Here is a 26,989-nt window from a genome sequence, read left to right on the forward strand (position 1 = left end):
GCGACCGGCGCCATGCCGGCGGCCGACGCGGGCGCCGGCGCCACGGCCGTCCTGCTGCTGGCCTCCCGCCTCCGCGCGGCCGCGGCGGGCACCGACCAGCTCTTCGAGGCGGCGCCGTTCGTCCGCGACCTCAGGTCGTTCCTCAGGCCGCCGGAGCGCGCGCCCGCCGAGCCCGCGCCGCCGCCGTTCCAGGTGCTGACGGCCGAGAACCTCGGGTTCGGCTACCCCGCGGCGTCCCGCCCCGCGCTGGACGGCGTCGACCTCACGATCAGGGCGGGCCAGGTCGTCGCGCTGGTGGGCGAGAACGGCTCCGGCAAGACGACCCTGGCGAAGCTGCTGTCGCACCTGTACCGGCCGGAGTCGGGGCGGATCCTGTACGACGGGGTCGACGTCGCGGGCGCCGACCCGGAGGGGCTGCGCGCCTCCGTCGCCGTGCTGTTCCAGGACTTCGAGCGCTACCTGCTGCCGGCGTCCGACAACATCGCCCTCGGCAGGCCCGAGCGCGCCGGCGACCGGCGGGCCGTCGAGCGGGCCGCGCTCGCCGCCGGGGCGGACCGGTTCCTGCGCGGGCTGCCGGACGGCTACGGGACGCTGCTCGGACCGCAGTTCGCCGGAGGCGTCGACCTGTCCGGCGGCCAGTGGCAGCGGGTGGCGCTCGCCCGGGCGTTCTTCCGCGACGCGCCGTTCGTCATCCTGGACGAGCCGACCGCCACCCTCGACGCCCGCGCCGAGCACGACCTCTTCGAGCGCCTCAGGGGCCTGCTCGCCGGACGCACCGTGCTGCTCATCTCGCACCGCTTCTCGACCGTCCGGACGGCCGACCACATCTACGTGCTCGCCGGCGGCCGGATCGCCGAGCACGGCACCCACGCCTCGCTGATGGCGGCCGGCGGGCGCTACGCGGAGCTCTTCGCCCTCCAGGCCGAGGGGTACCTCGACCCCGCCGCCATACCCGGGCGGTGACCCCGAAGCCACCGGATATGACAGAATTGTGATAACAAGTCGGCATGCGCGCGATCGATCTGCTCAACGGACGGCTCAAGCTGCGGCACCTGGTGCTCGTCGTCGCCGTCGCCGACCAGGGCAGCGTCCTGCGCGCCGCCGAGCATCTGCGGCTCGCGCAGCCCGCCGTGACGCGCAGCCTGCGCGAGGTGGAGGGCATCCTCGGCGTCGAGCTGTTCACCCGCGGCCCGCGCGGCATGACCCCGACGATGTTCGGCGACGCGTTCGTCGAGCACGCCCGCGCCGTCCTGGCCGAGCTCCGCCGCGCCGGCGAGCGCATCAGCGGCCTGGCCGACGGCGAGGTCGGCACGGTCACGATCGGCACCCTGCTCGCGGGCTCCAGCGTCCTGCTCCCCCGCGCGATCGCCGCGCTGAAGCGGGACCGCCCCGGCGTCACCGTGATCGTCCAGGAGGCCACCTTCGACGCGCAGGTCCCCCGCCTGCTCGACGGCGAGATCGACCTGATCCTCGGCCGCCTCAACCCGATCGGGGACCTGCGCGGCCTGCGCCAGATCACCCTCTACGGCGAGCCCGTCCGCCTCGTCGCCCGCCGGAGCCATCCCGCGCGCTCCGTCGCGGGACTCGGCCTGGCCGACCTGCTCGCCTACCCCTGGGTGCTGCCCCTGGAGCAGACGGCGCTGCGGTCGGAACTGGAGCAGGTCTTCCGCGCCGAGGGCCTGGACCCGCCCGGCAACCTGGTCGAGTGCACGTCGGTGCTGACCGTCCGCACCCTCGTCCGCGACACCGACATGATCGCCGCCCTGCCCGAGCTGGTCGCGCGGACCGACGCCGACATCGCGCCGCTGCCGGTGCCGCTGGAGACCGTCCGCCGCCAGGTGGGCGTCACGCTGCCCGCGCACCGCGCCCCGACCCCGTCCGCCCGGCTGATGCTGGACCACCTCCGCCGCGCCGCCGCCGAGATCACCGCCGGCTGATCACACCGCGCGGACCAGGTCGACGAGCGCCCGGCCCACCGCGGAGTCCGGATCCGCCAGGTCGAGGACCACGTCGAAGTGGTCGCGGCCCGGCACGACCATCAGGTCCCCGGCGTCCCAGTGCGGATGGAACATCCGGGACTGCGCGAGGAAGCCCTCCCCGTCGTCCTGCGCGACGGCGAGCACGGCCGGACAGCGGTACGGCGCCGGCAGCAGCGCCGGGCTCAGCGCCGCGGCCCGCGGCAGGTCCAGCCGCACGGCCTCGTTGACGTAGACGCGGGTGATCGGGCGGATGTCGAACAGCCCGCTGAACGGCATCGCCGCCTTGACGACGTCGGCGGGCAGCCCGAGCGGCTCCTGCCAGCCGCCGACCATCGTCATCCCGGTCAGGTGCCCGCCCGCAGAGCTGCCGCCCACCACGATGCGGTCGGGGTCGAGACCGTGCTCGCGCCCGTGCCGGTGCACCCAGGCCACGGCCGCCCGCACCTGCCGGACGATCTCCTCCAGCGTCGCCTTCGGCGCCAGCGTGTAGTCGGGCACCACGGTCGCGACGCCCTGCTCGTGCAGCATCCTCGCCATGAACGACGACACGTCCCGCGACAGGGCCATCCAGTAGCCGCCGTGCAGGAAGACGAACACCGGCCGCAGCCCCTCGCCGGTGCCCCACACGTCGAGCCGCTCCCCGCTCGCCTCGTCGTAGACGATCCCCGGGTGCCCGGGCAGCCCCTCGACCGCCGCCTCCGACATGGCCCGGTACCGGGCCATGTGCCGGTCGAACAGCTCGGGACCGGCCTTCCTGCGCACGTTGTAGGCGACGTCCAGTTCCTCGTCGCTCAGCTGACTGCCCGGCCAGTCGCCCAGATCATCCACGAACGCACCTCCGCTCCAGGTCAAGCCTCCCGCCCGCCCGGGAGACGATCAAATACCCTTCCCGGCCTCGCGGTATCACGCCTTCGCCATACCCGGCCGGTGGCCCCCGCGACGCCTGCCGGGCATGGCGGGCGGTCAGAGCACCTTGCCGAGGAAGGCCTTCGTGCGCTCGTTCCTCGGGGCGTCCAGGATTTCGGCGGGGGTGCCGGACTCCACGACCACGCCGGCGTCCATGAAGACGACGCGGTCGGCGACCTCGCGCGCGAAGCCGATCTCGTGCGTGACCACGATCATCGTGAGGCCCTCCTCGGCGAGGGTCTTCATGGTGTCCAGCACGTCCCCCACCAGCTCGGGGTCCAGCGCGGAGGTCGGCTCGTCGAACAGCATCAGCTTCGGCCGCATCGCCAGCGCGCGGGCGATGGCGACGCGCTGCTGCTGCCCGCCGGACAGGTGGCGGGGGTAGCCGCCCGCCTTGTCGGCGAGGCCGACCTTGGCCAGCAGCTCGCCGGCCCGCGCGCGGGCCTCGGCGCGGGACTCGCCGCGCACGCCGGTCGGCGCCTCGATGACGTTCTGCAGGACGGTGAGGTGCGGGAACAGGTTGAACTGCTGGAACACCATGCCGATCTCGCGGCGCTGCCGCGTGATCTCGCGCTTGCGCAGATGCCGGACCTTCCCGCCGGACGCGCTGAACCCGATCAGCTCGCCGTCCACGTGGACGGAGCCGCCGTCGATGGTCTCCAGATGGTTCACGCACCGCAGGAACGTCGACTTGCCCGACCCGGACGGCCCGAGCACCACGACGACCTCCCCGGCGCTCACGTCCAGGTCGACGCCCTTCAGCACCTCCAGATGGCCGAACCTCTTGCGGACGCCCCGCGCCCGCACCATCGGGACGCCGGCCGCAGGAGCGTCCTTCTCCAGCATGGTCACGGCGACACCTCCGGGACGGGACGGCGGCGCCGCATCAGGACGAAGTCCCAGAAGCCCTGCCGGGCCTGGCGGGTGGCGCCGCGCGAGTAGTGGTGCTCGATGAACGACTGCCCGACGTACAGGATCGAGGTGATCACCAGGTACCAGAGGCAGGCGACGAGCAGCAGCGGGATGGTCTGGAACGTCCGGTTGTAGATGGACTGGACGGTGTAGAGCAGGTCGGCGAGGGCGATCACACTGACCAGCGAGGTCGCCTTGAGCATGTTGATCACCTGGCTGCCGGTCGGCGGCACGATGAACCGCATCGCCTGCGGCAGCACGATCCGCCGGAAGGTGCGGGCGCCGCCCATGCCGAGCGCCTGCGCGGCCTCGGTCTGGCCGGGGTCCACGGCGAGCAGCCCGCCGCGGATGATCTCCGCCATGTAGGCGGCCTCATTCAGGCCGAGGCCGAGGATGGCGGCGACCAGCGGGGTGATGAGGTGGTTGGTGTCGCCGTGCAGGAACTCCGGCCCGAACGGGACGCCGACCGACAGCCGCGGCAGCAGCGCCGACAGGTTGTACCAGAGCACGAGCTGCACCAGCACGGGCACTCCGCGGAAGAACCACACGTACAGGCCGCAGGCGGTGCGCAGCAGCGGGTTGTCCGACAGCCGCCCGACCGCGAGCATGACGCCGCCCGCGATGCCGACCGCCATCGCGACGACGGTCAGCTCGAGCGTGATGGCGATCCCGTCCCCGATGATGGAGGCGTTCATGTAGCGGCCGACGACGTCCCACTGGAAGTTGTCGTTGGTCCACAGCAGGTGGGCGAACTGGGCCGCCAGCACGAGCACGACGAGCGAGGCGACCCACCGCAGCGGGTGGCGCACGTGCGCCGCGCCCGCCACGTCGACGTCGCCGACGGTGCCGCGGGGATGCTCCTTGGTCATGGTCACCGCCGCCTCACCCCTTCCTGGGCGCCAGGTTCACGCCCGGCTTGTCGAGCATGTTGCCGGTCAGGCCCCACTTGGTCATGACCTTCTTGTACGTGCCGTTCTCGATCAGTTTCCGGAACCCTTCGAGCAGGACGTCCCGCAGCGGCGAGTCCTTGGCGACGACCGAGCCCTGGTAGAGGTCGCCGAACCCGTTGGCCTCGCCCGTCCCGGCGAGCTCCAGGTCGTCGCCCGACTGCTTCACGAAGTAGCTGAGCGGCGCCTGCGAGGAGAAGAACCCGTCCGCCCGGTTGGACCGGACGGCGAGGATCGCGGTCGGCTGGTCCTTGTAGGACTGCACCTGCACCGCGGGCTTGCCCTGCTGGACGCACGCGGCCGACTGGGTCTTGACGACGTCCTCGGCGGAGCCGCCCGCCATCACCGAGATCTTCGTCCCGCACGTGTCGGCGATGGAGCCGATGTGCTTGGGGTTGCCCTTGGGGACGGCGAAGACGACGAACTCGCGGACCCAGTCGACGAAGTCGTTGGCGGCCTCGCGCTCGGGGAAGTCGCCGACCGGGCCCATCGCGAAGTCGTAGCGGTCGGCCTTGATGCCGGTGAGCAGGCTGGGCAGGCCGTCCACGGTGACGTGCTCGATCCTGACGCCGAGCAGCTGGCTGAGCGCGGTGGACAGGTCGGCGGAGGCGCCGCTCAGCGACCGCCCGTCCGAGCCCGCGATCTCGTAGGGCGGGAACGAGCCGTTGTTGACCGAGACCAGCTTGCCGGACGCCTTGTTCTTGGCGGGCAGCCGGTCGTGGAGCCCGTGGTCGAGGGTCTGGCGGAGGTCGGCGGCGCCGACGCCCTGCCCGGACCCGCCGTTCAGGATCCCCTCGGCCTCGGGCGGGTTCGCCCCGCACGCGGCGGTCCCCGCGAGCAGGGCCGCCGCCGACAGTGCGGCGATGGCGCGTCTCATGCGGTCTCCTTCAGCGGGCGGATGGACGGGTCGACGCGGAACCTGCGGTCGGCGAGCACGGGCAGCGCCCGGCGGGCCTCGGCCAGTTCCTCCCGGTCGGCGATGGCCCACAGCAGGCCGGGCCGGTCCCCCAGCCGGTCGCGGACGGTGCCGAGCGGGTCGACGACCATGCTCGATCCGATGTTGCGGCGGCCGCACTCGCCCGACGCCGCGACGTAGCAGGTGTTCTCCAGCGCGCGGGCGGTCACCATGACCTCCCAGTGCCGCTCCTTCGCGGGGCCGCGCACCCAGGCGGCCGGCACCGCGAGCACCTCGGCGCCCGCGTCGACCAGCAGCCTGGCCATCTCCGGGAATCTTACGTCGTAGCAGGTCATCAGACCGATCCGCCAGCCGTCGCAGTCGACGACCACGGGCTCGCCGTCGCCGGGCGCCACCCGGTCGGACTCCCGTGCGCCGAACGCGTCGTAGAGGTGGACCTTGCGGTAGGCGGCGAGGAGCTCGCCGTCGCGGACCGCGACGAGGGTGTTGTGGACCTTTCCGTCCCCGGCCGGCTCGTGCACGCCCGCGACGACCGCGGTCCGCGAGCCCTCGCTGCGGGCGCGCAGGCCGGTGACGAAGGGGCCGTCCAGCGGCTGCGCCGCGCCGGCGATCCGGTCGGGCTCGTCGATGAACAGGGCGAGGGAGTCCTCGGGCAGCACCAGCAGTCCGGCGCCGCCCTCGGCGGCCTCGTCCATCAGCGTCACGCAGGTCTTGAGGTTGGTCTGCCAGTCCTCGGTGGAGGCGAACTGGCCCACGGCGATCCTCATCCGAAGAGCTCCTCGGCCTTGATCGGGCGGGGCGCGATGCCCTGCTCGTACAGTTCCGCGCAGAACGCGGCGGTCATGGCGGCGTTGGCCTCGGCCCCGTAGGGCATCCAGTCGGACCCGAAGATCCGCGCCTGCGCCTCCAGCTCGTCCAGCAGCCAGGGCGTGGTGTCGGCGAGCAGGCGGCGGCGCTCCAGCCAGAGGCGCTTGGACGCCTCGAAGGCGTCCTGGACGGCCTCGGGGAGCCAGGGGTGGGCGTCCACGACCTCGCGCTTGAGGGCGAGGAGGTGGATGCCGGGGACGAACCCGGTCCGGGCGTAGTAGGCGGTCTCGGCGGCGCGGTAGTCCCCGTAGAGGTGGCGGAATCGGCCGCGGGCGGTGAACATCTCCGGCGGCATGAACGGCGTGAAGACCGCGTCGAGGCTCCCGTCGGCGAGCCCCTCGACGAGGGGCGTGCGCGTGACCCGCACGTTGCCGGGCAGCGGCCGGGGGCCGACGCGGTCCTTGCCGGTCTCGCCGGCCGCGAGGGACCCGACGCGCCACTGGACGCCGGACAGGTCGACGCCCTCGGCCCGCAGCAGCGCCCGCGTCCAGGTGTTGCCGGAGTCGGGCCAGCCGGTGAGCCCGATCGTGGCGCCCGCCAGGTCCCGCGGCGAGGACGGGCCCCCGCTCCAGCGGACGAGCACGCAGCGGTGCCGGAACCCGCGCATCAGGAACACCGGCAGGCCCACGAGCCGGTCGTCGCCGTCCGCGCGCGCGAGGGCGTAGCGGCTGAAGGACGTCTCGCCGCCGTCAAGGTCCGGCTCGGCGAGGACGTCGGGGGTGGCGTCGCGTGTCTCGACCTCCAGGGCCGCCCCGCGCGCGCGGGCCCGGCCGGTCAGCAGCGGGACGACGTGGTCCCAGTCCCGCACGGCCAGGCGAATCCGTGGAATCGGCACAGCACTCCGTTTCCGCATGTAGAAGGGGGTTCGCCGCCCTTCTGGGAGCGATGGGACCCGACTTTAGGGTCTGTTTGTAGCCAGTACAATGGGCGTTTTGTTACTGCACATAACTTGTCCGGAGGTACCGTGATCGACGCGGCGTGGCTGGCCGAGCGCATCGGCGACCGCACGGCCCGGGGCATCGCGGCCGCGATGACGAGCCTGATCCGCGGCGGGGAGATCCCGGCGGGCACCCGGCTGCCGACCGTCCGGGGCCTCGCGGCGGAGCTCGGGGTGAGCCCCGGCACCGTCGCCGACGCCTGGGCGACGCTGCGCCGGCACCGCGTCGTCAGCGCCCAGCGGCGGCGCGGCACCGTGGTGATCGGCCCGCCGAACGTCCCGCATCCGGCCCGGTACGAGCGGATCGGGGAGTTCGGCACCCGGCTCGCGGTCGACCTCGCCGTCGCCGCACCCGACCCGGCGCTGCTGCCGCCCCTGGACGCGGCGCTGGCGGCGGGGGCGCGGACCCCGCACCTCAACGACTACACCCGCGAGACGATCACGCCCGCGCTGCGCGCCGCCGTCGAGCCGGGCTGGCCTTTCCCCGCCGCCGGGATGCTCACCGCGGGCGGCGGCTACGAGGGCGTCCAGCTCGTCTGCCAGACCGTCGCCGTCCCCGGCGACCGCATCGCCGTGGAGGACCCGACCGGCGCCCGGCTGCTGGACATCCTGGAGGCGCAGGGCGCGGAGATCGTCCCGGTCTCCTGCGACGCCGAGGGCCCGGAGCCGGACTCGCTCGCCGAGGCCCTGGCGACGGGCCCGGCCGCCTTCGTGTACCAGCCGCGCGCCCACACGCCCCGCGGGCACGCGCTCACCCCCGCGCGGGCCGCCGCGCTCGCCGCGCTCCTCGCCCCGGCCGGCACGCTCGTGATCGAGGACGACGGCACCGGCGAGGCGTCCGCCTCACCGGCCGTCAGCGTCGGGACCCATCTGCCGGACCGCACCGTCCTCGTGCGCTCCTACTCCAAGTCGCACGGCCCCGACCTGCGCATCGCCGTGATCGGCGGCGCGGCCGAGCCGGTGGAGCGGGTCCGGGTCCTGCGCAGCTTCGGCACCGGCTGGACGAGCCGCGTCCTGCAGGACGCCCTGGCGCACCTGCTGACCGACCCCGCGACCGGCGAGATCGTGGCACGGGCCCGCCTCGCCTACGCCGAGCGCCGCGACGGGCTGGCCGCGGCGCTCGCCGAGCGGGGCGTGCCGACGGGCAACCGCGACGGCCTGATGCTGTGGGTCCCGGTCGCCGACGAGTCCGGCGCCCTGGTCACGCTGGCCGCGCACGGCGTCGCCGCCGCGCCCGGCAGCCGCTACCAGATCGTCCCGTCCGGCCCGCACCTGCGGATCGCCACGAGCCGCCTTCACGACGCGCCCTTCCCGCTCCCGGAGCTGGCCGACCTGATCGCGCTGGCCGCCCGGCCCCGCTAGGGAACGAGCCCGGGGAGGTCGCCGGCGTGGTCGCGCAGGTAGGCGGTGAGCACCTCGGGGACGAGGTTCAGGCGCCCGAGCCCGGCGGGCGCGCACGGGAAGAGGTCGACGTCGTAGCGCCCCTTCGAGGGGTCGTCGAACTCGGGGCCGTGCCGGCGCGAGAGGTCCATCGTCACCAGGCGGCAGACGTAGAAGGCGGTGAGGCGTTGCAGCTCGGGGCCCTGCTCCGCGCACGCGAAGACCTGCCGGACGGGTCCGGCGGTCGCGCCGAGTTCCTCGTCCAGCTCGCGGCGCAGGGCGGCCTCGGGCGAGGCGTCGGCCGGCTCGATCCTGCCGCCCGGGGTCGTCCAGTAGACGGGGCGGCCGGGCACGGTGCGGCGCAGCAGGACGAGCGCGTCGCCGTCCAGCAGGAGGGCGCGGGCGGCCCGCCGGACCCTCACGAGTTCAGGTAGGCCAGGACGGCGAGCACGCGGCGGTGCCCGCTGTCGGTGGGCGGCAGGCCGAGCTTGGCGAACACGGCGCCGATGTGCTTGCTCACCGACCGCTCGGTGATGACGAGGGTCGCGGCGATCGTGGCGTTGTCGAGACCCTGCGCCATCAGCCCGAGGACCTCGCGCTCGCGCGGTGTGAGCTCCTGGAGGGGGTCGTGCCGGGACGTCATCAGCTGGGACACGACCTCGGGATCCAGGGCGGTGCCGCCGGCGGCGACGCGGTCGAGGGCGTCGAGGAACTCGTCGACGCGGCCGACCCGGTCCTTCAGCAGGTAGCCGACGCCCCCGGCGCCCCCGGCGAGCAGCTCGGCGGCGTAGGTCTGCTCGACGTACTGCGACAGCACCAGCACCGGCAGGCCCGGCAGCCGCCTGCGCGCCTCGATCGCCGCGCGCAGCCCCTCGTCGCGGAACCCCGGCGGCAGCCGCACGTCGAGGACGGCGGCGTCCGGGCGGTGCTCCAGCAGGGCGGGCAGCACGTCGGGGCCGCTGCCCGCGGCGGCGACCACCTCGTGGCCGCCCGCGTCCAGCAGCATGGCCAGGCCCTCGCGGAGCAGGACGCTGTCCTCCGCGATCACGATCCGCACGGCAGCTCCACCTGAAGCGTCGTCCCTTCCCCGTCGGGGCTGTCGAGGCGGGTCGTCCCGTCGAGCGCCGCCACCCGGCGGCGGATGCCCGCCAGCCCGCTGCCCCGGTCCGGGTCGGCCCCGCCCTTGCCATCATCCCGCACGGTGATCGTGAGGCGGGCGGATTCGCGCCGGAGTGCGACCCATCCGTGCCGGGCGCCGCTGTGCCTGGCGATGTTGGTCAGGGCCTCCGCCACGACGAAGTAGGCGGCGGCCTCGACGGCGGCGGGCGCCCTGCCGTCCTCGACGTCCAGCTCGACGGGGATCGGCTGCCCGGCGGCGAGGGCCCGCAGCGCCCCGGCCAGGCCCCGGTCGGACAGGATCGGCGGGTAGATGCCGCGGATCACCGTCCGCAGCTGCGCGAGCGCCTCCTCGACGCCCTCCCTGGCCTCCAGGAACAGCGTCCGGGACGCGTCGGGGTCGGCGTCGAAGCGGCGGTCGGCGAGGCCGAGCCGCAGGGCGGCGGCGACGAGCTGGGCCTGCGTCCCGTCATGCAGGTCGCGTTCGATGCGGCGCAGCTCGGCGCCGTGGGCCTCCAGGGCCTCGGCGCGGGTCTCGGCCAGCTCCTCGACCCGCTCGGCGAGGCTGGTGCGCCGGGTGGGCGACAGCAGCACCTCGGCGAGCCTGGCCTGCCACCGCCGGATCCGCGGCACCAGCCACAGCAGGACGCCCAGGTCGAAGGCCCCCTGCAGGAACGGCATCGTCAGCGCCTTGGGCCAGCTGTCCAGGGTGATGAACGCCGCCTGGGAGCCTTCGGGCGCCGCCCACCACCACAGCGGCAGCGAGAGCGTGAACGGGATCGCCGGCCATACCGCGACCGCGACCGCGGCGGCCACCAGAGCGGTGAGCCCGTGCGCCGCCATCCAGGCCGCGTCCCGCCACGTGGAGGGCGATCGCAGCAGGCGCCCCGCCTCGCCGAGCCCCGCGCCGGAGGGCGGCCGGTACGGCTCGGGGATCTCGCGGCCGAGGACGCGTCCGGCCCGTCGCCGTTCGGCGTTCGCGAGCGCCCGCAGGGGCTTGACGGCCGACGGGAGCCACGGCAGCAGGAGGAACGACAGGGCCAGCGCCGCCACGAGCAGGACGAGCCCGGCCATCGCGGGCAGGCCGGTGCGCAGGGCACCGACCAGCTCGCCGGTCGCCTCCGCGCTTCGTCTCAGGGCTCGGCTCATGTCTCCTCGCAGCACACCGTAAGCGACGGCGGCGACCCTCGCACCCGGGCGTGCCCCCAGGCTGGTGGTGTAGCCCGCTACACCACCGTTTCGGGAGTGCGCGCCCATGTGCCCGGACCCCCGCGGAACCTAGGTTCGACCAGGTGAGAGGCGGCATTCTACGGAGAGGGACCATGACCACGATGACGGCCGAGGCGACCGCGGAGGCGGTGGGCCTGGACACGGTCACCAAGACCTACGGGGACGTTCGGGCCCTGGACGGCGTCACCTGGACGTTCCGCCGCGGCGGGTTCACCGCGGTGATGGGGCCGTCCGGGTCGGGCAAGAGCACGTTCCTGCACTGCGCGTCCGGGCTCGCCCGCCCGAGCGGCGGCACGGTCCGGATCGGCGGCGTGGACATCGGCGGGCTCAGCGAGGCGAAGCGGACGCGGCTGCGCCGGGAGCGGATCGGGTTCGTGTTCCAGGCGTTCAACCTGGTCCCGGCCATGGACGTCGAGCAGAACATCACGCTCCCGCTGCGGCTGGGCGGCACGGAGCCCGACCCGGCCCTGCTGGAGGAGATCGTCCGGCGGGTGGGCCTCGCGGACCGGCTGGGGCACCGCCCCGCCGAGCTGTCCGGTGGGCAGCAGCAGCGCGCCGCCCTCGCCCGCGCCCTGATCACCCGCCCCGAGGTCGTCTTCGCCGACGAGCCGACCGGCGCCCTCGACCCGCGCACGGCCCGCGACGTCCTGCGGATGCTGCGCGAGGCCGTCGACCTGACCGGCCAGACGGTCGTCCTGGTCACCCACGACCCGGCGGCCGCCGCGTGGGCCGACTCGGTGCTGTTCCTCAGCCGCGGCCGCATCGTCGACGAGCTGGCGTCCCCGACCGCGTCCGCCGTCCTGTCCCGCTGGGAGACGCTGTGAAGCGCGGAGCCGTGAAGGGCTGGGGGGCGTTCGCCGGCGTCTTCGTCGCCCTGGCGTTCGCGGCGACGCTCGTGGGGGCGTGCGGGGTGCTGCTGGAGTCGGCGCTGCGGGCGCACGCGCCGGTCGAGCGGTTCGGCGCCGCCGCCGCGGTCGTGACCGGCCCGCGGAGCGTCACGGACCGGATGGGGAGGTTCGCGGACGAGCCGGAAAAGCAGAGCCGGCCGCTGACCGAGCCCGCCCCCGTCCCGGTCGCGGCCGCGGCACGACTGCGCGCCGTTCCGGGCGTGCGGGACGTGGTCGCGGACGTGTCCTTTCCCGCCGTGCTCTCCTCGGGGCGGCCGGTGACCGGACACGGCTGGGAGTCGGCCGCGCTGCGGCCCTACCGGCTGAGCGCGGGCCGCGCTCCGCGGGCGCCGGACGAGGTCGTGCTGAGCCGGTCCCCGGGCCTGGCGCCGGGCGCGGTGGTCCGGATCCAGGTCGACGGGCCGCCCCGCCCCTACCGGGTGTCCGGGCTCGTCGCCGAGGGCCCCGCGGCGGCGTTCTTCACCGCGTCGACGGCCGCGGCCCTCGACGGGCGCCCGGGCCTCGCCGACGCCCTCGCGGTGCTCGGCGACCCCGGCGAGGACGCGCTGCGCGGAGCCGCTCCCGGGCTCGCCGTCTCCTTCGGCGCGGCGCGCGGCGACGCCGAGGACCCGGCCGTCGCCTCCGCGCGCCCCGACATCGCGGAGCTGTCCGCCTCGCTCGGCGGCGTCGGCGTGATGACCGCACTCGTGGTCGTCGGCGGCCTGATCGTGCTGTCGGTGCGGGAGCGGGCACGCGAGTTCGCGCTGCTGCGGGCGGTCGGGGCGACGCCGGGCCAGGTGCGGGGACGGCTCCTGCGCGAGATGCTGCGGGTGGGGGTACCGGCCGCGCTGACCGGCGGCGCGCTGTCCCTCGCGGCGGGCGCCGCACTGCACGCGGCGATGGTCCGCGAGGGCGTCCTGCCGGACGGCTTCGGGCTGGCGCTCGGCCCGCTGCCCGTCCTCGCGGCGGTCGCGATCACACTGCTCGCCGCCACCGCGACCGCGTTCCTCGCCTCCCTGCGGATGTCGCGGATCCGGCCCGTGGAGGCCCTGGGCGAGGCCGCCGCCGAGAACCCGCGCCTGCCCCGCTGGCGCGTCGTCACCGGCGCCGCCTTCCTCGTCGCCGGCCTGAACGCGCTCGGGTTCTCGGCGGGCGCCACGGGCGCCGCAGCGAACGCCTCGATCGGCGGCCTGGTCATCTCTCTGATCATCGCCACGGCCTTCCTCGGGCCGCTGGTGGCGCGGGCCGGGAACCGGGTGCTGGGCCGCGCCGCCCGGGCCGCCTCGCCGGTGGCCGGGCGGATGGCCCAGCAGACGGCCGGCGCCGCCGCCCTGCGCGCCGGGTCGCTGATCACTCCGGTCGCGCTGGCGGTCGCGTTCGCGGGCGTCCAGCTCTTCGCGCAGTCCACCGTCGCCCATGCGGCGCGGACCCAGGCGGAGGACGGGAACCGCGCCGACCGTATCGTCGTGGCGGCCGGCCCCGGGCTCCCGCCCGGCGCCGCCGAGTCGGTGCGCCGCGTCCCGGGCGTGACGGCCGCGACGCCGGTCAAGGACACCACCGTCGTCATGGCGGTCAAGGAGCTGGGCGAGAAGAACCTGCGCTCGCTCAACGGCAGCGGCGTCGGCGCGGACGCGGCCGCCACGCTGGACCCGGGGGTGTCGTCCGGCCGCCTGGACGATCTGCGAGGCGAGACCGTCGCGCTCAGCCGGGACGTCGCCGGCGGCCTGCGCGTCGGCTCGACGGCGCCGCTGTGGCTCGCGGACGGGACGCGGATCCGGGCGCGCGTCGTGGCGGTCTACGACCGCGGCCTCGGCTTCGGCGACGTGCTGCTCCCCCACGGCGTCGTGGCCGCGCACTCCGCCTCGCCGCTCGACGACCGCGTCCTCGTCCGCGGACGGGCGGACCTGAGCGCGGCCACCGCCGCCTACGCCGGGGCACGGGTGCTCAGCCCGGAGGCCTTCCAGGCGGGCCTCTCGCAGGAGATCAGGCTCCAGGGCTTCGTCAGCCTGCTGGTGGTCGCCGCGATCACGGGGTTCATCCTCATCGGCCTCGTCACGACGCTGGCGCTGGCGACGGCGGCGCGCCGCCGCGAGTTCGCGCTGCTGCGGCTCGTGGGCGCCACCCGCCGCCAGGTCCTCCGGATGCTCCGCTTCGAGGCCGCGATCGTGCTCGGCACCGGCATCGCGGTGGGCGCCCTCATCGCGGCGGTGACCCTGACGGCGTTCGCGGCCCGCGTGACCGGCCTCCCCCTTCCCTCGGTCCCGCCGCCGGCGTGCGCGGCGATCCTCCTCGGCGTGGCCGGATCCGGCGCCGCCGCGATCCTCCTCCCGGCGCGCGCCGTGCTGCGCCGGCGCACCCCTCCCTCCCTCTCCTGAAAGGCACCGCCATGAGCACCTCCACCCGCTGGACCCTGATCTGCATCCTCATCGGGGTGAACGTCCTGTCGAACGCGGTCCTCGGGGACGGCTGGATCCAGATCTCCGTGAGCGCCGTCACCGGCCTCGCCGCCGCGGCCGTGCTGATCGACCTGCTGCTCCGCGGCCGCCGCGAGCCCTGAGCCCGGCCGGGCCGCCCGGCCGGGCGGCCGAACCGCACGGCTCGTCTCCCGGGCGGCCCCCACCGCCGTTACGATCGCCACTGGCATGCTCTGTACCGGAACGGCGTGAAATGGATGATGTGGAGGTCCGGCACCTGCCGGGCGACCTGCCGCAGCTGTTCGACGGCGGCGCCGGGGACGGCGCGCCCGGCCGGACGCTGTCGGTTCCGCTGCCCGAGGGGGATCTGGTCTGGCCCGATCCCGGGTACCCGCAACGGCAGCTCCTCCTGCGGCCCGCGTTCTGGCTGAGCGACGAGCCCGCCGGGGGCGACCTGTGGGCCCGGTTCCGCGCCGAGCACGCCCGCTCGGGCCTGTGGCCGCTGCTCATGGACGAGTCCGACCAGCCGTGGGCGGCCGGCCAGATCGCCCCCGAGCCTGTCGCCGAGGTCGGCAACTACCACCCCCACGCGTTCATGTACGAGGTGTGGGCGGACTGGGCCGAGCAGGCCGCCGACGACGACCACGACGACCTCGCCCCCTACGGGCGGCAGTGCCCCGGCCCCGCGCCCGCCGGCGTGCCGCTCGACGACCCGGACGCCCTGGCCGACCGGCACGCCCGCGCCCTGGCCTCACGCGGCATGTCGCTCGGCCTGGTCGCGGTGGACCGCGGCGCCGACGCGCTCGCCGCCGTCGGCTGGCAGGGCGCGCTGAACCACAACGAGTGGACGGCGCCGCTCTCCGCCGTCCTGCGAAGCTGGGAGGAACGCTTCGGCGCCCGCGTCGTCGCGCTCGGCTTCAACACCCTGGAGCTCAGCGTGGCCGCGCCGCCCGTGAGCACCCGGCACGCCGTGCACGTCGCCGCCGAGCACTGGGCGTTCTGCCCCGACATCCTGTTCCAGGGGCCCGGCACCCTCGCCGGGTACGCCGAGGAGATCCGCGGCAAGACCAACTGGTCGTTCTGGTGGGACTGACCGGCGACGGAGACGGGGGCGGGAACGGATGCGACGCAGTGGCAGGGCGCTCTCCGCGATCATCGCGGCCGGGATCGCGCTCACCCTCGCGGCCGACGTCACCGTGCTCGCGCGGGACCGGACGGGCGGCGAGCCCCGCCGGCCCGGGAACCTGGTGTCGGTCGCCGAAGCGCCGCGGACGCCGGCCGTCGCGCCGCTGACCCGCCGCTACACGCCGCACCTGCTGGTCGCCGGGACGTCCACGCTGCCGCGCCAGGCCGTCGAGCGGGCGAAGCGGCTCAAGGGCGTCGCCGGAGTCACGGTCGTGGACGCCGCGCAGGCCAGGGTCGGCGACCGCCGCTTGGGCCTGCTCGGCGTCGACCCGTCGGTCTTCCGCGCGTTCGCGCCCGAGCCCACCGCCGGATCCGACCAGCTGTGGCAGACCGTCGCGTCCGGCGGCCTGGCGGTGTCGTTCGAGCAGAGCGGCGACGGGGCGCTGCCGCTCGGCGCGGTGGTCCCGGCGGGCCGCAGCGCCGACCCGGCGCGGGTCCGCGTCGGCGCCTACGCCTCGATGGGCATCGGCGACGTCGACGCCGTGGTGTCCCGCGCCCAGGCCCGCGCGCTGGGACTCCCGGAGGGGAACGGCCTCGTCATCAGCGCCCCGAAGGCCGACACCGCGGCGCTGGTGAAACACCTGAGGAAGGTGCTCCCGCGCGGCACGAAGGTGGCGACGCTGGCGGCGCCGAAGAGCACCGGCCGCACGCGGCGCAAGAGCCCCCCGCGGGTGACCGGGCGGCCGGACGGGGCGTCCGGCGACCGCTCCCCCATCACCGGCAACGCGATGACGCCCACGATGCGGACCGTCCTGCTGGAGATCGCCGGGATGTTCGGCCCCTTCCCCGTGATCGGCTGCCACCGCTCCACCGGCGATCCGCAGGACCACGGCGACGGCCGCGCCTGCGACTTCATGGAGAGCACCGGCGGCCGGCCGCCGAGCGCCGGCGCCCAGCGGCACGGCGACCAGGTCGCCCGGTACGCCGTCGCGAACGCGCGGCGGCTCGGCATCTCCTACGTCATCTGGAGGCAGCACATCTGGAACGTGCGCGGCGGCGGATGGCGGCCGATGGAGGACCGGGGGAGCATCACCCAGAACCACTACGACCACGTCCACATCTCGGTGCTGCGCTAGCCGCCCTTCAGGGAAGCGGCTGCTCGCACCACACCACCTTGCCGTCCCTGGTGCGGCGCACGCCCCAGCGCTGCGCCAGCCGCCCCACCACGTGCAGGCCCCGGCCCGACTCGCTCGCCTCGTCGTCCTCGTCGTGGTGGCGGATGCGGGGACGCCCGTCGGAGGAGTCGAACACCTCGCAGACCAGCCCGCCCTCCCGCACCAGCCGCAGCCCGAGGCGGCCGCCCGCGTGCCGGATCGCGTTGGTGACCAGCTCCGAGGCCAGCAGGGTGGTGGTGTAGGCCATGTCCTCCAGGCCCCAGCGGGTGAGCCGGTCGCGGATGAGGCCGCGCGCCCGGCGCACGGCGGCCGGCTCCGCGGGCAGCTCCCACGAGGCGTGCCGGTCGGCCGGGATCCGCGCCAGCCGCGCCACCAGCATCGCGATGTCGTCGCGGTGCTGGTCGTCGTAGACACCGTCGAGGGCCGCCTGGCACAGGTCCTCCAGAGGGCGGGCGGCGGCGCCGGGGCCGAACGTGGTGCGCAGCCTGGCCAGGCCGTCGTCGATGTCGCGGGCCCGGTTCTCCACCAGGCCGTCGGTGTACAGGAACAGCAGCGTCCCGTCCTCGACGGTGAACTCGCGGCTGACGATGGGCCCCTCGCCGCCCACGCCGAGCGGCGGCGCGGGTGGGACCGGCAGGTACTCCGACGCCGTGCCGGGCGGGACCAGCAGCGGCGGCAGATGCCCGGCGCTGGCCACCTCGCACCGGCCGCTGACCGCGTCGTAGACGACGTACGCGCAGGTGGCGAAGTGGGGTTCGCGCTCGCCGAGCGTACGCATCAGGGAGTCGAGCCGCTCCAGCGCCTCGGCGGGCGGCAGCTCCAGCCCGGCGAGGGTGTGGATCGCGGTGCGGAGCCGCCCCATGGTGACGGCGGCCTTCACGCCGTGCCCGGCCACGTCCCCCACGACCAGCGCGACCCGCGCGCCCGGCAGCGCGATCGACTCGTACCAGTCGCCGCCGACCTCGATGAGCCGGCTGCCCGGCAGGTACCGGTGGTGCACCTCCACCGGCGACGGCGCTGACAGCCCGGTCGGCAGGAGGCTGCGCTGCAGGGTCAGCGCGGTCGCCCGCTCCCGCGAGTACTGCCGGGCGCTCTCGACGAAGATGGCCGCCCGGCTGGCGAACTCCATCCCGATCTCGACGTCGTAGGCGTCGAAGGGCCGGTGCGCGACGTTGCGCGTGCAGACGAAGAAGCCGAGGACGCCCGCCGCCGAGGTGATCGGCAGAAGCAGCATCGACGCGCCCTTGAGCAGTTCGGCGACCGGCGGGCGGCGCCACGAGGAGGCGAGACTCGCTGCGCCCTCCCCGCCGAGCACGCGCAGCACCGGCTCGCCGGACGCCAGGCACAGCGCGTGCGGCGTCCCCTCCGGATAGACGAGGGACTCCCCGGTCGGGAACGTCGCGTCCCAGGCCGGATCCTGGTCGTCGAACCCGATCGCCATCCGGCGCAGCTGCGGGCCGTCGGGGTCCTGCGGCCCCTCGTCGGCGTCGATATGGCTCTCCAGCAGCATCAGGGCGCCGGAATTGCAGAAGTGCGGGACGAGCACGTCCATGAGTCCGCGCGCCAGCAATTCGAGGTCGAGCGTGGAGCCGATCCGCGGGAGCGCGTCGTCCAGCAGGGCGCGGCGGATGACGGCCGGGTCGACGAACCGGTCCGCGAGCGGCACCGGCACCTTCACCACGGCCAGCGCCGCGATCTCGGGCGCGCCGCCGCTCATCGGGTGGACGGTGACGACGGCGTCGAGCATGCCGCCGACCGGGGACTCCACGGCGAGCATGGCCGTGCGCTCCCGCCCGGCCCTCAGCGCCTCCAGCAGCGGCCTGCGCGCGCCGGGAATGACCTCGTCCAGCCGGGCGCCCAGGAGGGCGTCCCCATTCGGGCACAGAACCGCAGCGGCGTTGCGGTCGAACTGGAGAATTATCCCCGACGAATCCATGCCGAGAATGAGAATTCGGGTGGACGACTCCATCGCTCGATTATGGGACATGGCGGGGCTCGATGAGGCCGATACGCGCGGGGAATCCGCCCCTTACCGATGCGCACGGGTCTCGGCCGGGAACTGATGCCGGGCCCGCTTCCTTACGGGGCGGTGCGGCGGGCCTGATTCCTCGATCGGGGTCCGCGCGGCGGACAGGTCCGGCGGTCAGGCCTTCCCGAAGACCTGCGGCGGCGGGACGGGCGCGACGATCTCCTCGCCGTCGCGCAGCGGCGCGGCGCCGGCGCAGAACGCCGCGAGGTCGCCGCCCTCCAGCAGGCGGGCGCGCACGGCGCCGCCCGCGGCGCGGCGCGTCAGCTCGGCCACGGGCAGCGGCTCCCGGGACGCGGCCACGATCAGGTTCCCGAAGCGGCGGCCCCGCAGCACGCCCGGGTCGCCCATCAGCAGCGCGTGCCGGAACACCGACCGGACCGTCGCGGTCACCCGGCGGGCGAACGGCAGCCGGAAGCCGTCGGCGACGTTGGCCAGGTAGACGCCCCCGGGGCGCAGCACGCGCGCGGCGTCCAGGACGAACTCGCGGGTCGCCAGGTCCGGAGGCATCGACGCCCCGGCGAAGGCGTCCATCACGACCAGGTCGTCGGCCTCGTCCGCCAGGGCCGCGATCCCCGAGCGCCCGTCGGTGATCCGGATCCGCAGGCCGGGGACGCCCTTGACCGGCAGCTGCTCCCGGACGACCTGCACCAGCTCCGCGTCCGGTTCCAGCACCACCTGCCGCGAGCCCGGCCGGGTCGCGGCGATGTAGCGGGGCAGCGTGCATCCGGCGCCGCCGATGTGGACCGCGTCGAACGCCTCCCCGGCGAGGCCGAGCGAGTCGACCACGTCGCCCATCAGGCGCATGTACTCGAAGTCGAGGTAGGTGGGGTCGGACAGGTCCACGTACGACTGGGGGACGCCGTCGACGAGCAGCATCCAGCCGCCGTCGCGGTCGGCGTCGCGCAGCAGCTCCGCCTCCCCGCCGGCGATCTCGTAGGTTCGCGGACGGGGGCCGTGCCTGCCCTTGCGTGCCATGCCCCCCACCCTACGGATTGCGGCCCGAGAAGCCCGCGACACCTCAAGTCTGCTCGGTCAGGTCCGTCAGGGCGGTCTCCGCCGCGAAGTGGCAGGCGCTGGGGTGGGCGGAGCCGTCCCGCTCCTCCAGGGCGGGCACCTGCTCCGCGCAGATGTCGCGCGCCTTCCAGCAGCGGGTGCGGAACCGGCAGCCGGACGGCGGGTCCAGCGGCGACGGCGGCTCCCCCTCCAGCCGGATCTGCTCCGTCCAGCCGGGCGCGTCCGGGTCGGGCACCGGGACGGCCGACAGCAGCGCCTGCGTGTACGGGTGGGTCGGGTGCTCGTAGATCTGGGCCTCGTCGCCGGTCTCGACGACCTTGCCCAGGTACATCACGGCGATCCGGTCGGAGATGTGGCGGACGGCGGCCAGGTCGTGCGCGATGAACACGTACGCCAGTCCGAGCTCGCGCTGCAGCTCGGCGAGCAGGTTCATCACCTGCGCCTGGACGGACACGTCCAGCGCCGACACCGGCTCGTCGCACACGATGACGTCGGGCCGCAGCGCCAGGGCGCGGGCGATGCCGACGCGCTGGCGCTGCCCGCCGGAGAACTGGTGCGGGTAGCGGTTGACGTGCCCGGGGTCGAGCCCGACGAGCTCCAGCAGCTCCTGCACGCGCCCGCGCCGCTCGCCCTTCGGCGCGACCTCCGGATGGACGGCGAACGGCTCCCCCACGATGTCGCCGACCGTCATCCGCGGGTTCAGCGAGGAGTAGGGGTCCTGCATCACCATCTGCACGCGGCGGCGCAGCGCCCGCAGCTCCGCCTTCGGCAGCGCGAAGATGTCGCGGCCGTCGAAGCGGACCGTCCCCGCGGTGGGGCGCTCGGCGGCGAGCAGCAGTTTGGCCAGCGTCGACTTCCCGCACCCGGACTCGCCGACGACGCCGAGGGTCTCGCCGCGCCACAGCTCCAGGTCCACCCCGTCCACGGCCTTGATCTGGCCGACCGCGCGCTTCACCACGACGCCGCGGGTCACGGGGTAGTGCTTGACGAGCCCCTCCACCCGCAGGATCGGGTCCTCACTCGGCTCCGGCACGGTGCACCTCCTCGGCGAAGTGGCAGGCCGCCTCGTGCCCGGGGGCGACGGTGACGAGCGGCGGCCGCTCCGCCGCGCAGAGCGCCTCGGCGCGGGGGCAGCGCGGCTGGAACGGGCAGCCCGGCGGGAGCGCGGCCGGGTTCGGCGGCGCCCCCTTGATCGGGACGAGCGGGCCGCCGCGCCGGTCGAGCCGCGGCACCGAGGCCAGCAGGCCCCTGGTGTAGGGGTGGGCGGGCCGCGCGTACAGCTCCCGGGCGGGCGCCTGCTCGGCGACCGACCCCGCGTACATGACGACGATCCGGTCGGCGACGCCGGCGACGACGCCGAGGTCGTGGGTGATCAGCACCATGCCCATGCGCAGCTCGTCCTGCAGCCCGGCCAGCAGCCGCATGATCTGCGCCTGCACGGTGACGTCGAGCGCGGTGGTCGGCTCGTCGGCGATCAGCACGTCCGGCTCCAGCGCCAGCGCCATCGCGATCATGATGCGCTGCCGCATGCCGCCGGAGAACTGGTGCGGGTAGTCGCCGAGCCGCTTGGAGGCCGAGGGGATCCGCACCCGCTCCATCAGCTCGACGGCCTTCGCCGTGGCCTCCCGGCGGCCGAGCCCCCGGTGCACCCGGAACATCTCGCGGAGCTGGTCGCCGACCGTGAAGACCGGGTTCAGCGCGGTCAGCGCGTCCTGGAAGATCATCGAGATGCGGTCGCCGCGGTAGGCGCGGCGCCGCCGCTCGGGCAGGCCGAGCAGCTCCTCGCCGCGCAGCCGGACCGAGCCGCGCTCGACGCGGGCGGGCGGGACGTCCAGGATGCCCATCACGGCCTGCGCCGCGACGCTCTTGCCCGATCCCGACTCGCCGAGGATCGCGAGCGTCTCCCCCTCGGCGAGGGTGTACGACAGCCCGTTCACCGCGTGCACGTCCTGGTCCCGCACGCGGAACCGGACGTGCAGGTCCTCGACGCTCAGGAGCGGCGCCGGCGGCTCCGGGGCGGGAGCCGGGTCGTCCTTCAGGTCCGTGGTCATGTCTCGGCTCACCGCAGCTTGGGGTCGAGGGCGTCGCGGACGGCGTCGCCGAGCATCAGGAAGCTCAGCACCGTCGCCGACAGGAACAGCGCGGGGAAGATCAGCAGGTGCGGGTGGTCGACGAAGGAGTCCTTCGCCTGGTTGAGCTGGAGCCCCCAGGAGACCTCGGGGTACTGCAGGCCGACGCCGAGGAAGTCCAGCGTCGCCTCGCCGACGATCACGTGGCCCACGTTGAGGGTGGCCACCACGATCACCGGGGCGATCGCGTTCGGCAGGATGTGCCGGATCATGATCCGGCGGTCGGACGCCCCGAGCAGCCGCGCCGCCTGCACGTAGTCGGCGTCGCGGACGGAGATGACCTGCCCCCGCATGATGCGGATCATCGTCGTCCAGCCGAGCAGGACCAGCACCAGCGTCATCGCCCACACGCCGTGCGAGGGGAACGCGACCAGGATCACGGTGGCGCCGAGCACGAACGGCAGCCCGAAGAAGACGTCGGTCAGCCGGGCGATCAGCGCGTCGACGATGCCGCCGTAGTATCCGGCGAGCAGCCCGAACAGCAGCGCGATCAGCAGCGCGAAGACGGTGACGGCGACGCCGATCAGCAGCGTCGGGCGGGCCCCGTGCACGACGTGCGCGTAGTAGTCGCAGCCCGCGAGGTCGGTGCCGAACCAGTGGTCGCCGGACGGCCCGAGCTTGGCGTCGTTGGCGTCGCAGCCCTCGTTGACCCCCGTGGCGGTGAACAGCCGCGGCGCCACGGCCATGACCGCCACGAGCGCGAGGACCGCCGCCGATCCCCAGAAGAGCCAGCGGCGCCGCAGCTCGTGCCACGCGTCGTCCCACAGCGAGGCCCGGCCGATGGCCCCGCCGGCGACGGCGACCGCGGCGGCGCTCGTCCCCGGGGCCCCGGCGCCGGGCGCCGCCTCCGGCTCCGCGCCCGGCGGCCCCGCGTCCGGCTGCTTGATGGTCATGCGCTCCCTCACTCGTACCTGATCCGCGGGTCGAGCACCCCGTACAGCAGGTCCACGACCAGGTTGACCAGCAGGAAGATCAGCACCAGCAGGGTGACCGCGCCGACCACGACGGGCCCCTCCTTCAGCTGGATCGACTCGAACACCTGCCCGCCGATGCCCGGCAGGTTGAAGATGCCCTCGGTCACGACCGCGCCGGCCATCATGTTCCCGAAGTCGACGCCGAGATAGGTCACCACCGGGATCAGCGAGTTGCGCAGGGCGTGCCGGCCGACCACCCGCGCCCGCGACAGCCCCTTGGCGTTCGCCGTCCGCACGTAGTCGGCCCGCAGGTTCTCCGCCAGGCTCGTGCGGGTCAGCCGCGCCACGTACGACAGGCCGAGGGAGCCGAGCACCATCCCGGGCAGCAGGTAGGACATCGGCCAGCCGTCGTCCGTCCCCGCCGTGGGGAAGATCTGCCAGTGCAGCCCGAACAGGAGCTGCGCGACGTAGCCGAGCACGAACACCGGCACCGCGATCACCAGCGTGGTCCCGCTGAGGACGAGGGTGTCGGCGAACCTGCCGCGGCGCAGCCCCGCCCAGATGCCGAGCAGGACGCCGACGACCAGCTCGAAGACCCAGGCGGTGACGGCGAGCTGCGCCGTCACCGCCCAGCGCCCGCTGAGCATCTCCGACACGCTCTGGCCGGTGTAGTTCTCGCCGAGGTCGCCCTGGAGGAGGCCCCACATGTACTTCGCGTACTGCACCAGCAGCGGGTCCTTCAGGTTGTAGCGGTCCCGGAGGACCTCCAGGACGTTGTCCGGGACCGGCTTGTCCCCGGCGAGCGCCTGGATCGGATCGCCCGGCAGCGCGAACACCATCGCGTAGATGAGCAGCGTGGTGCCGATGAAGACGGGGATCGCCTGCAGGAGCCGCCGGAGGACGTAGCGCCACATCGCCGGCTACTTCACCGTCACTTCGGTGGCGATCAGGCCCGTCGAGAACGGGGTGATCGTGACGTTGTCCACCCGCTTGGAGCGGCCGCCCTCGCCCGCCCACGTCCACAGCGGGATCATCGGCATCTCGCGGATGGCGACGTCCTCGGCCTGGTTGTAGAGCGCGTAGGCCTGCTGCTGGTCGGACGTCTTGTTGGCCTTGGCGATGAGGTCGTCGAACTCGGTGCTCTTCCAGCCCATGCGGTTGCCCGCCGAGCCCCACATGTTCTCCAGGTAGTTCTGCGGGCTCGGGTAGTCGGCCTCCCAGTTCTGCCGGTAGGGGCCCTTCTCCTTGCGGTCGCTCAGCAGGGAGAAGTAGTCGGACGCGGGGACCTGCCGGAACTGGATGTCCTTGATGCCGAGGTTGTCGCGCAGGGAGTTGGCGACGATCCGCATCCACTGGGCGTAGGTCGGCTGCGCGTTGGAGAAGTACAGCTCCAGCGTCCCGGAGAACCCGCCGGCCTTGTCGAACAGCTGCCTGGCCTTGGCCGGGTCATAGGTGCACAGCTCGCCGCAGGCGTTGGCGCGGTGCCCGGGAATGATCGACGGGATCAGCGAGTCGGCCGGGAAGTAGCTGCCGTTGAAGACCGCCTTGTTCACGCCCTGGCGGTCGATGGCCATCGAGATGGCCTTGCGCAGGTCGGGGTTGGCGAACCGCTTGTCGAACACCGGGAGGCCGAGGTAGTCGGTGGTGCTCATCTTCCGGGCCAGGAACCGGTCGCCGAGGAGCCGCTTGGCCTCGGGGACCTTGGCCGACGGGATGGTCTGCAGCACGTCGATCCGGCCCGCCCGCAGGTCCGTGTAGGCGGTGTCCGCGCTGGAGTAGCTCTTCCAGGTCACGCCCTTGTTCTTCGGCTTACGCGTCCCGGTGTAGCCGGGGAACGCGACGAGCTTGACCTGCTTGTTGCGCTCCCAGTTCCCGTCCATCATGTACGGGCCGTTGCCGATCGGGTGGTCGTCGAACGCCTTGGGGTCCTTGAGCCCGGCCTTCGGCATCGGCGCGTACGCCGGGTAGGTCAGCAGCAGCGGGAACTGGCTGAACGGGTCGTTCAGCGTGACCTTGAGCGTGTTCTGGTCGACGACCTCGATGCCGGAGAGCTTGTCGGCCTTCGGCTTCGCGTTCTCGTCCTCGGGGTTCAGGTCCGCGTACCCCTTGATGTACGAGAAGTAGTCGTTGGCGCCCATCGCGTTCGGCCCGTAGGCGGCGTTGTTCCACGCGTCGGCGAAGCTCTGCGCCGTCACCGGCTCCCCGTTGTGGAACTTCTGGCCCGCCCTGACCTTGATCGTCCAGACCTTCTGGTCGGCGGAGGTGACCGACTCGGCCGCCAGCGGGACGGCCTTGCCGTCCTTGGTCAGGTCCATCAGGTTGTCGAACAGCTCGGTGATCACGTCGAAGGCGTAGCTGCCGGTCGTGTTGGCGGGCATCAGGTGGTCGGGCTCGGAGTGGCCCACGGTGAACGTGCCGTCGCTCGCCTTGGCGTCGTCCCCGCCGCAGGCCGACAGGCCGAGTGACGCGGCCAGCGCCACCGCCGCGAGACCCGCGACGTTCAAGCGGAGACCCCTTCCGGCACCCCTCAGGCTGGTCATGCTCCTCCTCGGCCGTGTCGTTCGGCGCACGGGCTCTTGGCCGCCCGCGGTCCTTGGAACGCTCGCAGCGTCGTACTCAGCCTGGCAGTTCGGATATGGCGCTGACGGAGTCGAAACCGGATCGAGACGAACTTGATCATTCGTTGACACGGGTCGGCGAGGGAGCAGAATGAAGCCTCGTCGCGGAAGGGGAGCGGGGGCAGCGGTGGGCTTCGAGCAGGCGGGCCGGACGGCCGGCGGCACAGAGGACGGCACGGCGGACGGGACCGGAGGCGGCCGGGCCGGCGCCGAGGCGGCGGCGATCTGCGCCGACCTCATCAGGTTCGCCACCGTGAACCGGGGCGAGGGGGTGGCCGAGCCGGAGCGCCCGGCCGCCGAGCACGTGGCCGGGCTGCTGGACGAGGTGGGCGTCGAGCCGACGATCGTGGAGTCCGCGCCGGGACGTGCGAGCGTGCTCGCCCGCGTCCCCGGCGCCGACCCGTCACATCCGGCGTTCCTGATCCACGGGCATCTGGACGTGGTCCCCGCCGATCCGGCCGACTGGACCGTTCCGCCGTTCTCGGGCGAGGTGCGGGACGGGTGCGTGTGGGGGCGCGGCGCCGTCGACATGAAGGGCAGCCTCGCGATGACGCTTGCGACCGTGCGGGCGCGGCTGCGCGAGGGGCGGCGCACGCGCGGCGATCTGGTCCTGGCCTTCCTGGCCGACGAGGAGTGCACCGGCGAGCACGGGTCCCGGTACGTGGCGCGCGAGCACCGCGGGTTCTTCGAGGGCTGCACGGAGGCGATCAGCGAGTCCGGCGGGTTCAGCGTGGACGCCGGCGGCGCGCGGATCTACCCGATCGCGACCGGCGAGCGCGGCACGACCTGGATGCGGCTGACGGCGCGCGGGACCGCCGGGCACGGGTCCAAGCCCGCGCCCGACAACCCGGTCGCCGAGATCGCGCACGCGGTCTCCCGGCTGGCCTCCTACCAGTGGCCGGTCCGGCTGACCCCGGGCGTGCGGGCGCTGCTGGACGGGCTCGCGGACGCCCTCGGCACGTCCATCGACCACGACCGCCTCGACGCGGAGGCGGCCCGGCTCGGCCGCGCCGGGCACCTGTTCGCCGGGACGATCCGCAACTCGGCGAACCCGACCCGGCTCGACGCCGGCTACAAGGTCAACGTCGTGCCGGGCACGGCGACCGCGCAGGTCGACGGCCGCTACCTGCCCGGCACGGGCGAGGAGTTCCTCGCCACGGTCGACCAGCTGCTCGGCCCGAAGGTGACCCGCGAGTTCATCAACTACGAGGAGGCCCCCGCCGCCGACCCGGCGGGCCCGACGTTCGCCGCGCTCGCGGACGCGCTCCGCGCCGAGGACCCGCTCGCGCGTCCCGTGCCGTACGTGATGGCCGGGGGGACCGACGCGAAGTCGTTCCACCGCATCGGCATCACGAGCTTCGGCTTCGCGCCGCTGCTGCTCGGCCCCGAGCTCGACTACTTCGGGATGTTCCACGGCGTGGACGAGCGGGTCCCGCTGGACGGCCTCGCCTTCGGGACCCGCGTCCTGGACCGCTTCCTCGACACCCGTTGAGG

At 74.2% G+C, this 26,989-nt stretch carries 25 protein-coding genes; 9 read left to right on the forward strand and 16 right to left on the reverse strand.

The features are described from left to right. Together AB0K37_RS13800 and AB0K37_RS13805 are read left to right on the forward strand one after the other, a co-directional pair. Positions 1–963: ABC transporter ATP-binding protein (locus AB0K37_RS13800; RefSeq protein ID WP_363979661.1), on the forward strand; the 963-nt coding region annotated here is incomplete at its 5' end. A gap of 44 nt (positions 964–1,007) precedes the next feature. After that, complete coding sequence (locus AB0K37_RS13805; RefSeq protein ID WP_363979664.1) at positions 1,008–1,937, forward strand: LysR substrate-binding domain-containing protein; 930 nt, start codon at positions 1,008–1,010, stop codon at positions 1,935–1,937. Here the strand turns inward: AB0K37_RS13805 and AB0K37_RS13810 are convergent, their stop codons facing one another. From AB0K37_RS13810 to AB0K37_RS13835, 6 genes are all read right to left on the reverse strand, one after another. Continuing rightward, complete coding sequence (locus AB0K37_RS13810; protein WP_363979667.1) at positions 1,938–2,807, reverse strand: alpha/beta hydrolase; 870 nt, start codon at positions 2,805–2,807, stop codon at positions 1,938–1,940. Between the two features lie 135 nt (positions 2,808–2,942). After that, positions 2,943–3,695, reverse strand: a complete 753-nt coding sequence (locus AB0K37_RS13815) for an amino acid ABC transporter ATP-binding protein (protein WP_363979789.1) — start codon at positions 3,693–3,695, stop codon at positions 2,943–2,945. Positions 3,696–3,733: 38 nt separating this feature from the next. Next, positions 3,734–4,666, reverse strand: a complete 933-nt coding sequence (locus tag AB0K37_RS13820) for an amino acid ABC transporter permease (RefSeq protein ID WP_363979792.1) — start codon at positions 4,664–4,666, stop codon at positions 3,734–3,736. A 13-nt stretch (positions 4,667–4,679) separates the two neighbouring features. Further along, positions 4,680–5,621 carry an ABC transporter substrate-binding protein gene (locus tag AB0K37_RS13825; protein WP_363979670.1) on the reverse strand — a complete coding sequence of 314 codons (942 nt, stop codon included), beginning with the start codon at positions 5,619–5,621 and terminating at the stop codon, positions 4,680–4,682. Continuing rightward, positions 5,618–6,427, reverse strand: a complete 810-nt coding sequence (locus tag AB0K37_RS13830) for a nitrilase-related carbon-nitrogen hydrolase (protein ID WP_363979673.1) — start codon at positions 6,425–6,427, stop codon at positions 5,618–5,620. Before AB0K37_RS13830 ends, AB0K37_RS13825 begins: the two co-directional genes overlap by 4 nt. Continuing rightward, on the reverse strand, positions 6,424–7,335 hold the full coding sequence (locus AB0K37_RS13835) for a hypothetical protein (protein ID WP_363979676.1): 912 nt from the start codon (positions 7,333–7,335) through the stop codon (positions 6,424–6,426). Before AB0K37_RS13835 ends, AB0K37_RS13830 begins: the two co-directional genes overlap by 4 nt. Before the next feature lie 156 nt (positions 7,336–7,491). On the opposite strand from AB0K37_RS13835, the gene AB0K37_RS13840 reads away from it, so the two are divergent. Beyond that, positions 7,492–8,826, forward strand: coding sequence for an aminotransferase class I/II-fold pyridoxal phosphate-dependent enzyme (locus tag AB0K37_RS13840; protein ID WP_363979679.1), 1,335 nt, complete (start codon positions 7,492–7,494; stop codon positions 8,824–8,826). On the opposite strand, the gene AB0K37_RS13845 is transcribed toward AB0K37_RS13840, so the two are convergent. From AB0K37_RS13845 to AB0K37_RS13855, 3 genes are read right to left on the reverse strand one after another with little or no spacing between them, the layout of a single operon-like run. Then, a complete protein-coding gene (locus AB0K37_RS13845) occupies positions 8,823–9,266 on the reverse strand; it encodes an NUDIX hydrolase (RefSeq protein ID WP_363979682.1) in 444 nt (147 codons plus the stop codon). The two genes, AB0K37_RS13840 and AB0K37_RS13845, sit on opposite strands and share 4 nt — an antisense overlap. Further along, complete coding sequence (locus AB0K37_RS13850) at positions 9,263–9,901, reverse strand: response regulator transcription factor (RefSeq protein ID WP_185024047.1); 639 nt, start codon at positions 9,899–9,901, stop codon at positions 9,263–9,265. Before AB0K37_RS13850 ends, AB0K37_RS13845 begins: the two co-directional genes overlap by 4 nt. After that, positions 9,889–11,109: a sensor domain-containing protein gene (locus AB0K37_RS13855; RefSeq protein ID WP_363979686.1), complete on the reverse strand. Its 1,221-nt coding sequence runs from the start codon at positions 11,107–11,109 to the stop codon at positions 9,889–9,891. Before AB0K37_RS13855 ends, AB0K37_RS13850 begins: the two co-directional genes overlap by 13 nt. Positions 11,110–11,282: 173 nt before the next feature. On the opposite strand from AB0K37_RS13855, the gene AB0K37_RS13860 reads away from it, so the two are divergent. The 5 genes from AB0K37_RS13860 to AB0K37_RS13880 all read left to right on the forward strand — a co-directional run bounded on the left by AB0K37_RS13860 (position 11,283) and on the right by AB0K37_RS13880 (position 16,752). Beyond that, the gene (locus tag AB0K37_RS13860; RefSeq protein WP_363979689.1) at positions 11,283–12,014 is read left to right on the forward strand and encodes an ABC transporter ATP-binding protein; all 732 of its coding nucleotides are present in this window, start codon (positions 11,283–11,285) and stop codon (positions 12,012–12,014) included. Then, positions 12,011–14,452, forward strand: coding sequence for an ABC transporter permease (locus AB0K37_RS13865; protein ID WP_363979692.1), 2,442 nt, complete (start codon positions 12,011–12,013; stop codon positions 14,450–14,452). The genes AB0K37_RS13860 and AB0K37_RS13865 overlap by 4 nt, the downstream gene beginning before the upstream one ends. A gap of 11 nt (positions 14,453–14,463) precedes the next feature. After that, entirely contained in the window at positions 14,464–14,634 is a 171-nt protein-coding gene (locus AB0K37_RS13870; RefSeq protein ID WP_363979695.1) for a hypothetical protein, read from the forward strand. Between the two features lie 110 nt (positions 14,635–14,744). Further along, a complete protein-coding gene (locus tag AB0K37_RS13875; RefSeq protein WP_363979698.1) occupies positions 14,745–15,584 on the forward strand; it encodes a DUF4253 domain-containing protein in 840 nt (279 codons plus the stop codon). A 28-nt stretch (positions 15,585–15,612) separates the two neighbouring features. Continuing rightward, on the forward strand, positions 15,613–16,752 hold the full coding sequence (locus tag AB0K37_RS13880; RefSeq protein ID WP_363979701.1) for a hypothetical protein: 1,140 nt from the start codon (positions 15,613–15,615) through the stop codon (positions 16,750–16,752). A gap of 7 nt (positions 16,753–16,759) precedes the next feature. Here AB0K37_RS13880 and AB0K37_RS13885 read toward each other — a convergent pair whose 3' ends face one another. The 7 genes from AB0K37_RS13885 to AB0K37_RS13915 form a co-directional block, all read right to left on the reverse strand. Then, positions 16,760–18,727 (reverse strand): ATP-binding SpoIIE family protein phosphatase, encoded by a 1,968-nt coding sequence (locus AB0K37_RS13885; RefSeq protein ID WP_363979704.1) that lies wholly within the window; start codon positions 18,725–18,727, stop codon positions 16,760–16,762. Between the two features lie 207 nt (positions 18,728–18,934). Further along, positions 18,935–19,795, reverse strand: coding sequence for a fused MFS/spermidine synthase (locus tag AB0K37_RS13890; RefSeq protein WP_363979707.1), 861 nt, complete (start codon positions 19,793–19,795; stop codon positions 18,935–18,937). 43 nt (positions 19,796–19,838) lie between these two features. Then, positions 19,839–20,867 carry a dipeptide ABC transporter ATP-binding protein gene (locus AB0K37_RS13895; RefSeq protein WP_363979710.1) on the reverse strand — a complete coding sequence of 343 codons (1,029 nt, stop codon included), beginning with the start codon at positions 20,865–20,867 and terminating at the stop codon, positions 19,839–19,841. Then, a complete protein-coding gene (locus tag AB0K37_RS13900) occupies positions 20,851–21,885 on the reverse strand; it encodes an ABC transporter ATP-binding protein (protein WP_363979713.1) in 1,035 nt (344 codons plus the stop codon). The genes AB0K37_RS13895 and AB0K37_RS13900 overlap by 17 nt, the downstream gene beginning before the upstream one ends. Positions 21,886–21,893: 8 nt before the next feature. Continuing rightward, complete coding sequence (locus AB0K37_RS13905; protein ID WP_363979716.1) at positions 21,894–22,856, reverse strand: ABC transporter permease; 963 nt, start codon at positions 22,854–22,856, stop codon at positions 21,894–21,896. Positions 22,857–22,864: 8 nt separating this feature from the next. Continuing rightward, complete coding sequence (locus tag AB0K37_RS13910) at positions 22,865–23,791, reverse strand: ABC transporter permease (RefSeq protein WP_363979719.1); 927 nt, start codon at positions 23,789–23,791, stop codon at positions 22,865–22,867. Between the two features lie 6 nt (positions 23,792–23,797). Next, positions 23,798–25,381, reverse strand: coding sequence for an ABC transporter substrate-binding protein (locus AB0K37_RS13915; RefSeq protein ID WP_363979722.1), 1,584 nt, complete (start codon positions 25,379–25,381; stop codon positions 23,798–23,800). Between the two features lie 241 nt (positions 25,382–25,622). Here AB0K37_RS13915 and AB0K37_RS13920 point away from each other — a divergent pair, with 241 nt between their 5' ends. After that, positions 25,623–26,987, forward strand: a complete 1,365-nt coding sequence (locus tag AB0K37_RS13920; RefSeq protein WP_363979725.1) for a M20/M25/M40 family metallo-hydrolase — start codon at positions 25,623–25,625, stop codon at positions 26,985–26,987. Positions 26,988–26,989: the final 2 nt, after the last annotated feature.

The organism is Actinomadura sp. NPDC049753, from assembly GCF_040674655.1.
GTDB lineage: Bacteria > Actinomycetota > Actinomycetes > Streptosporangiales > Streptosporangiaceae > Spirillospora > Spirillospora verrucosospora.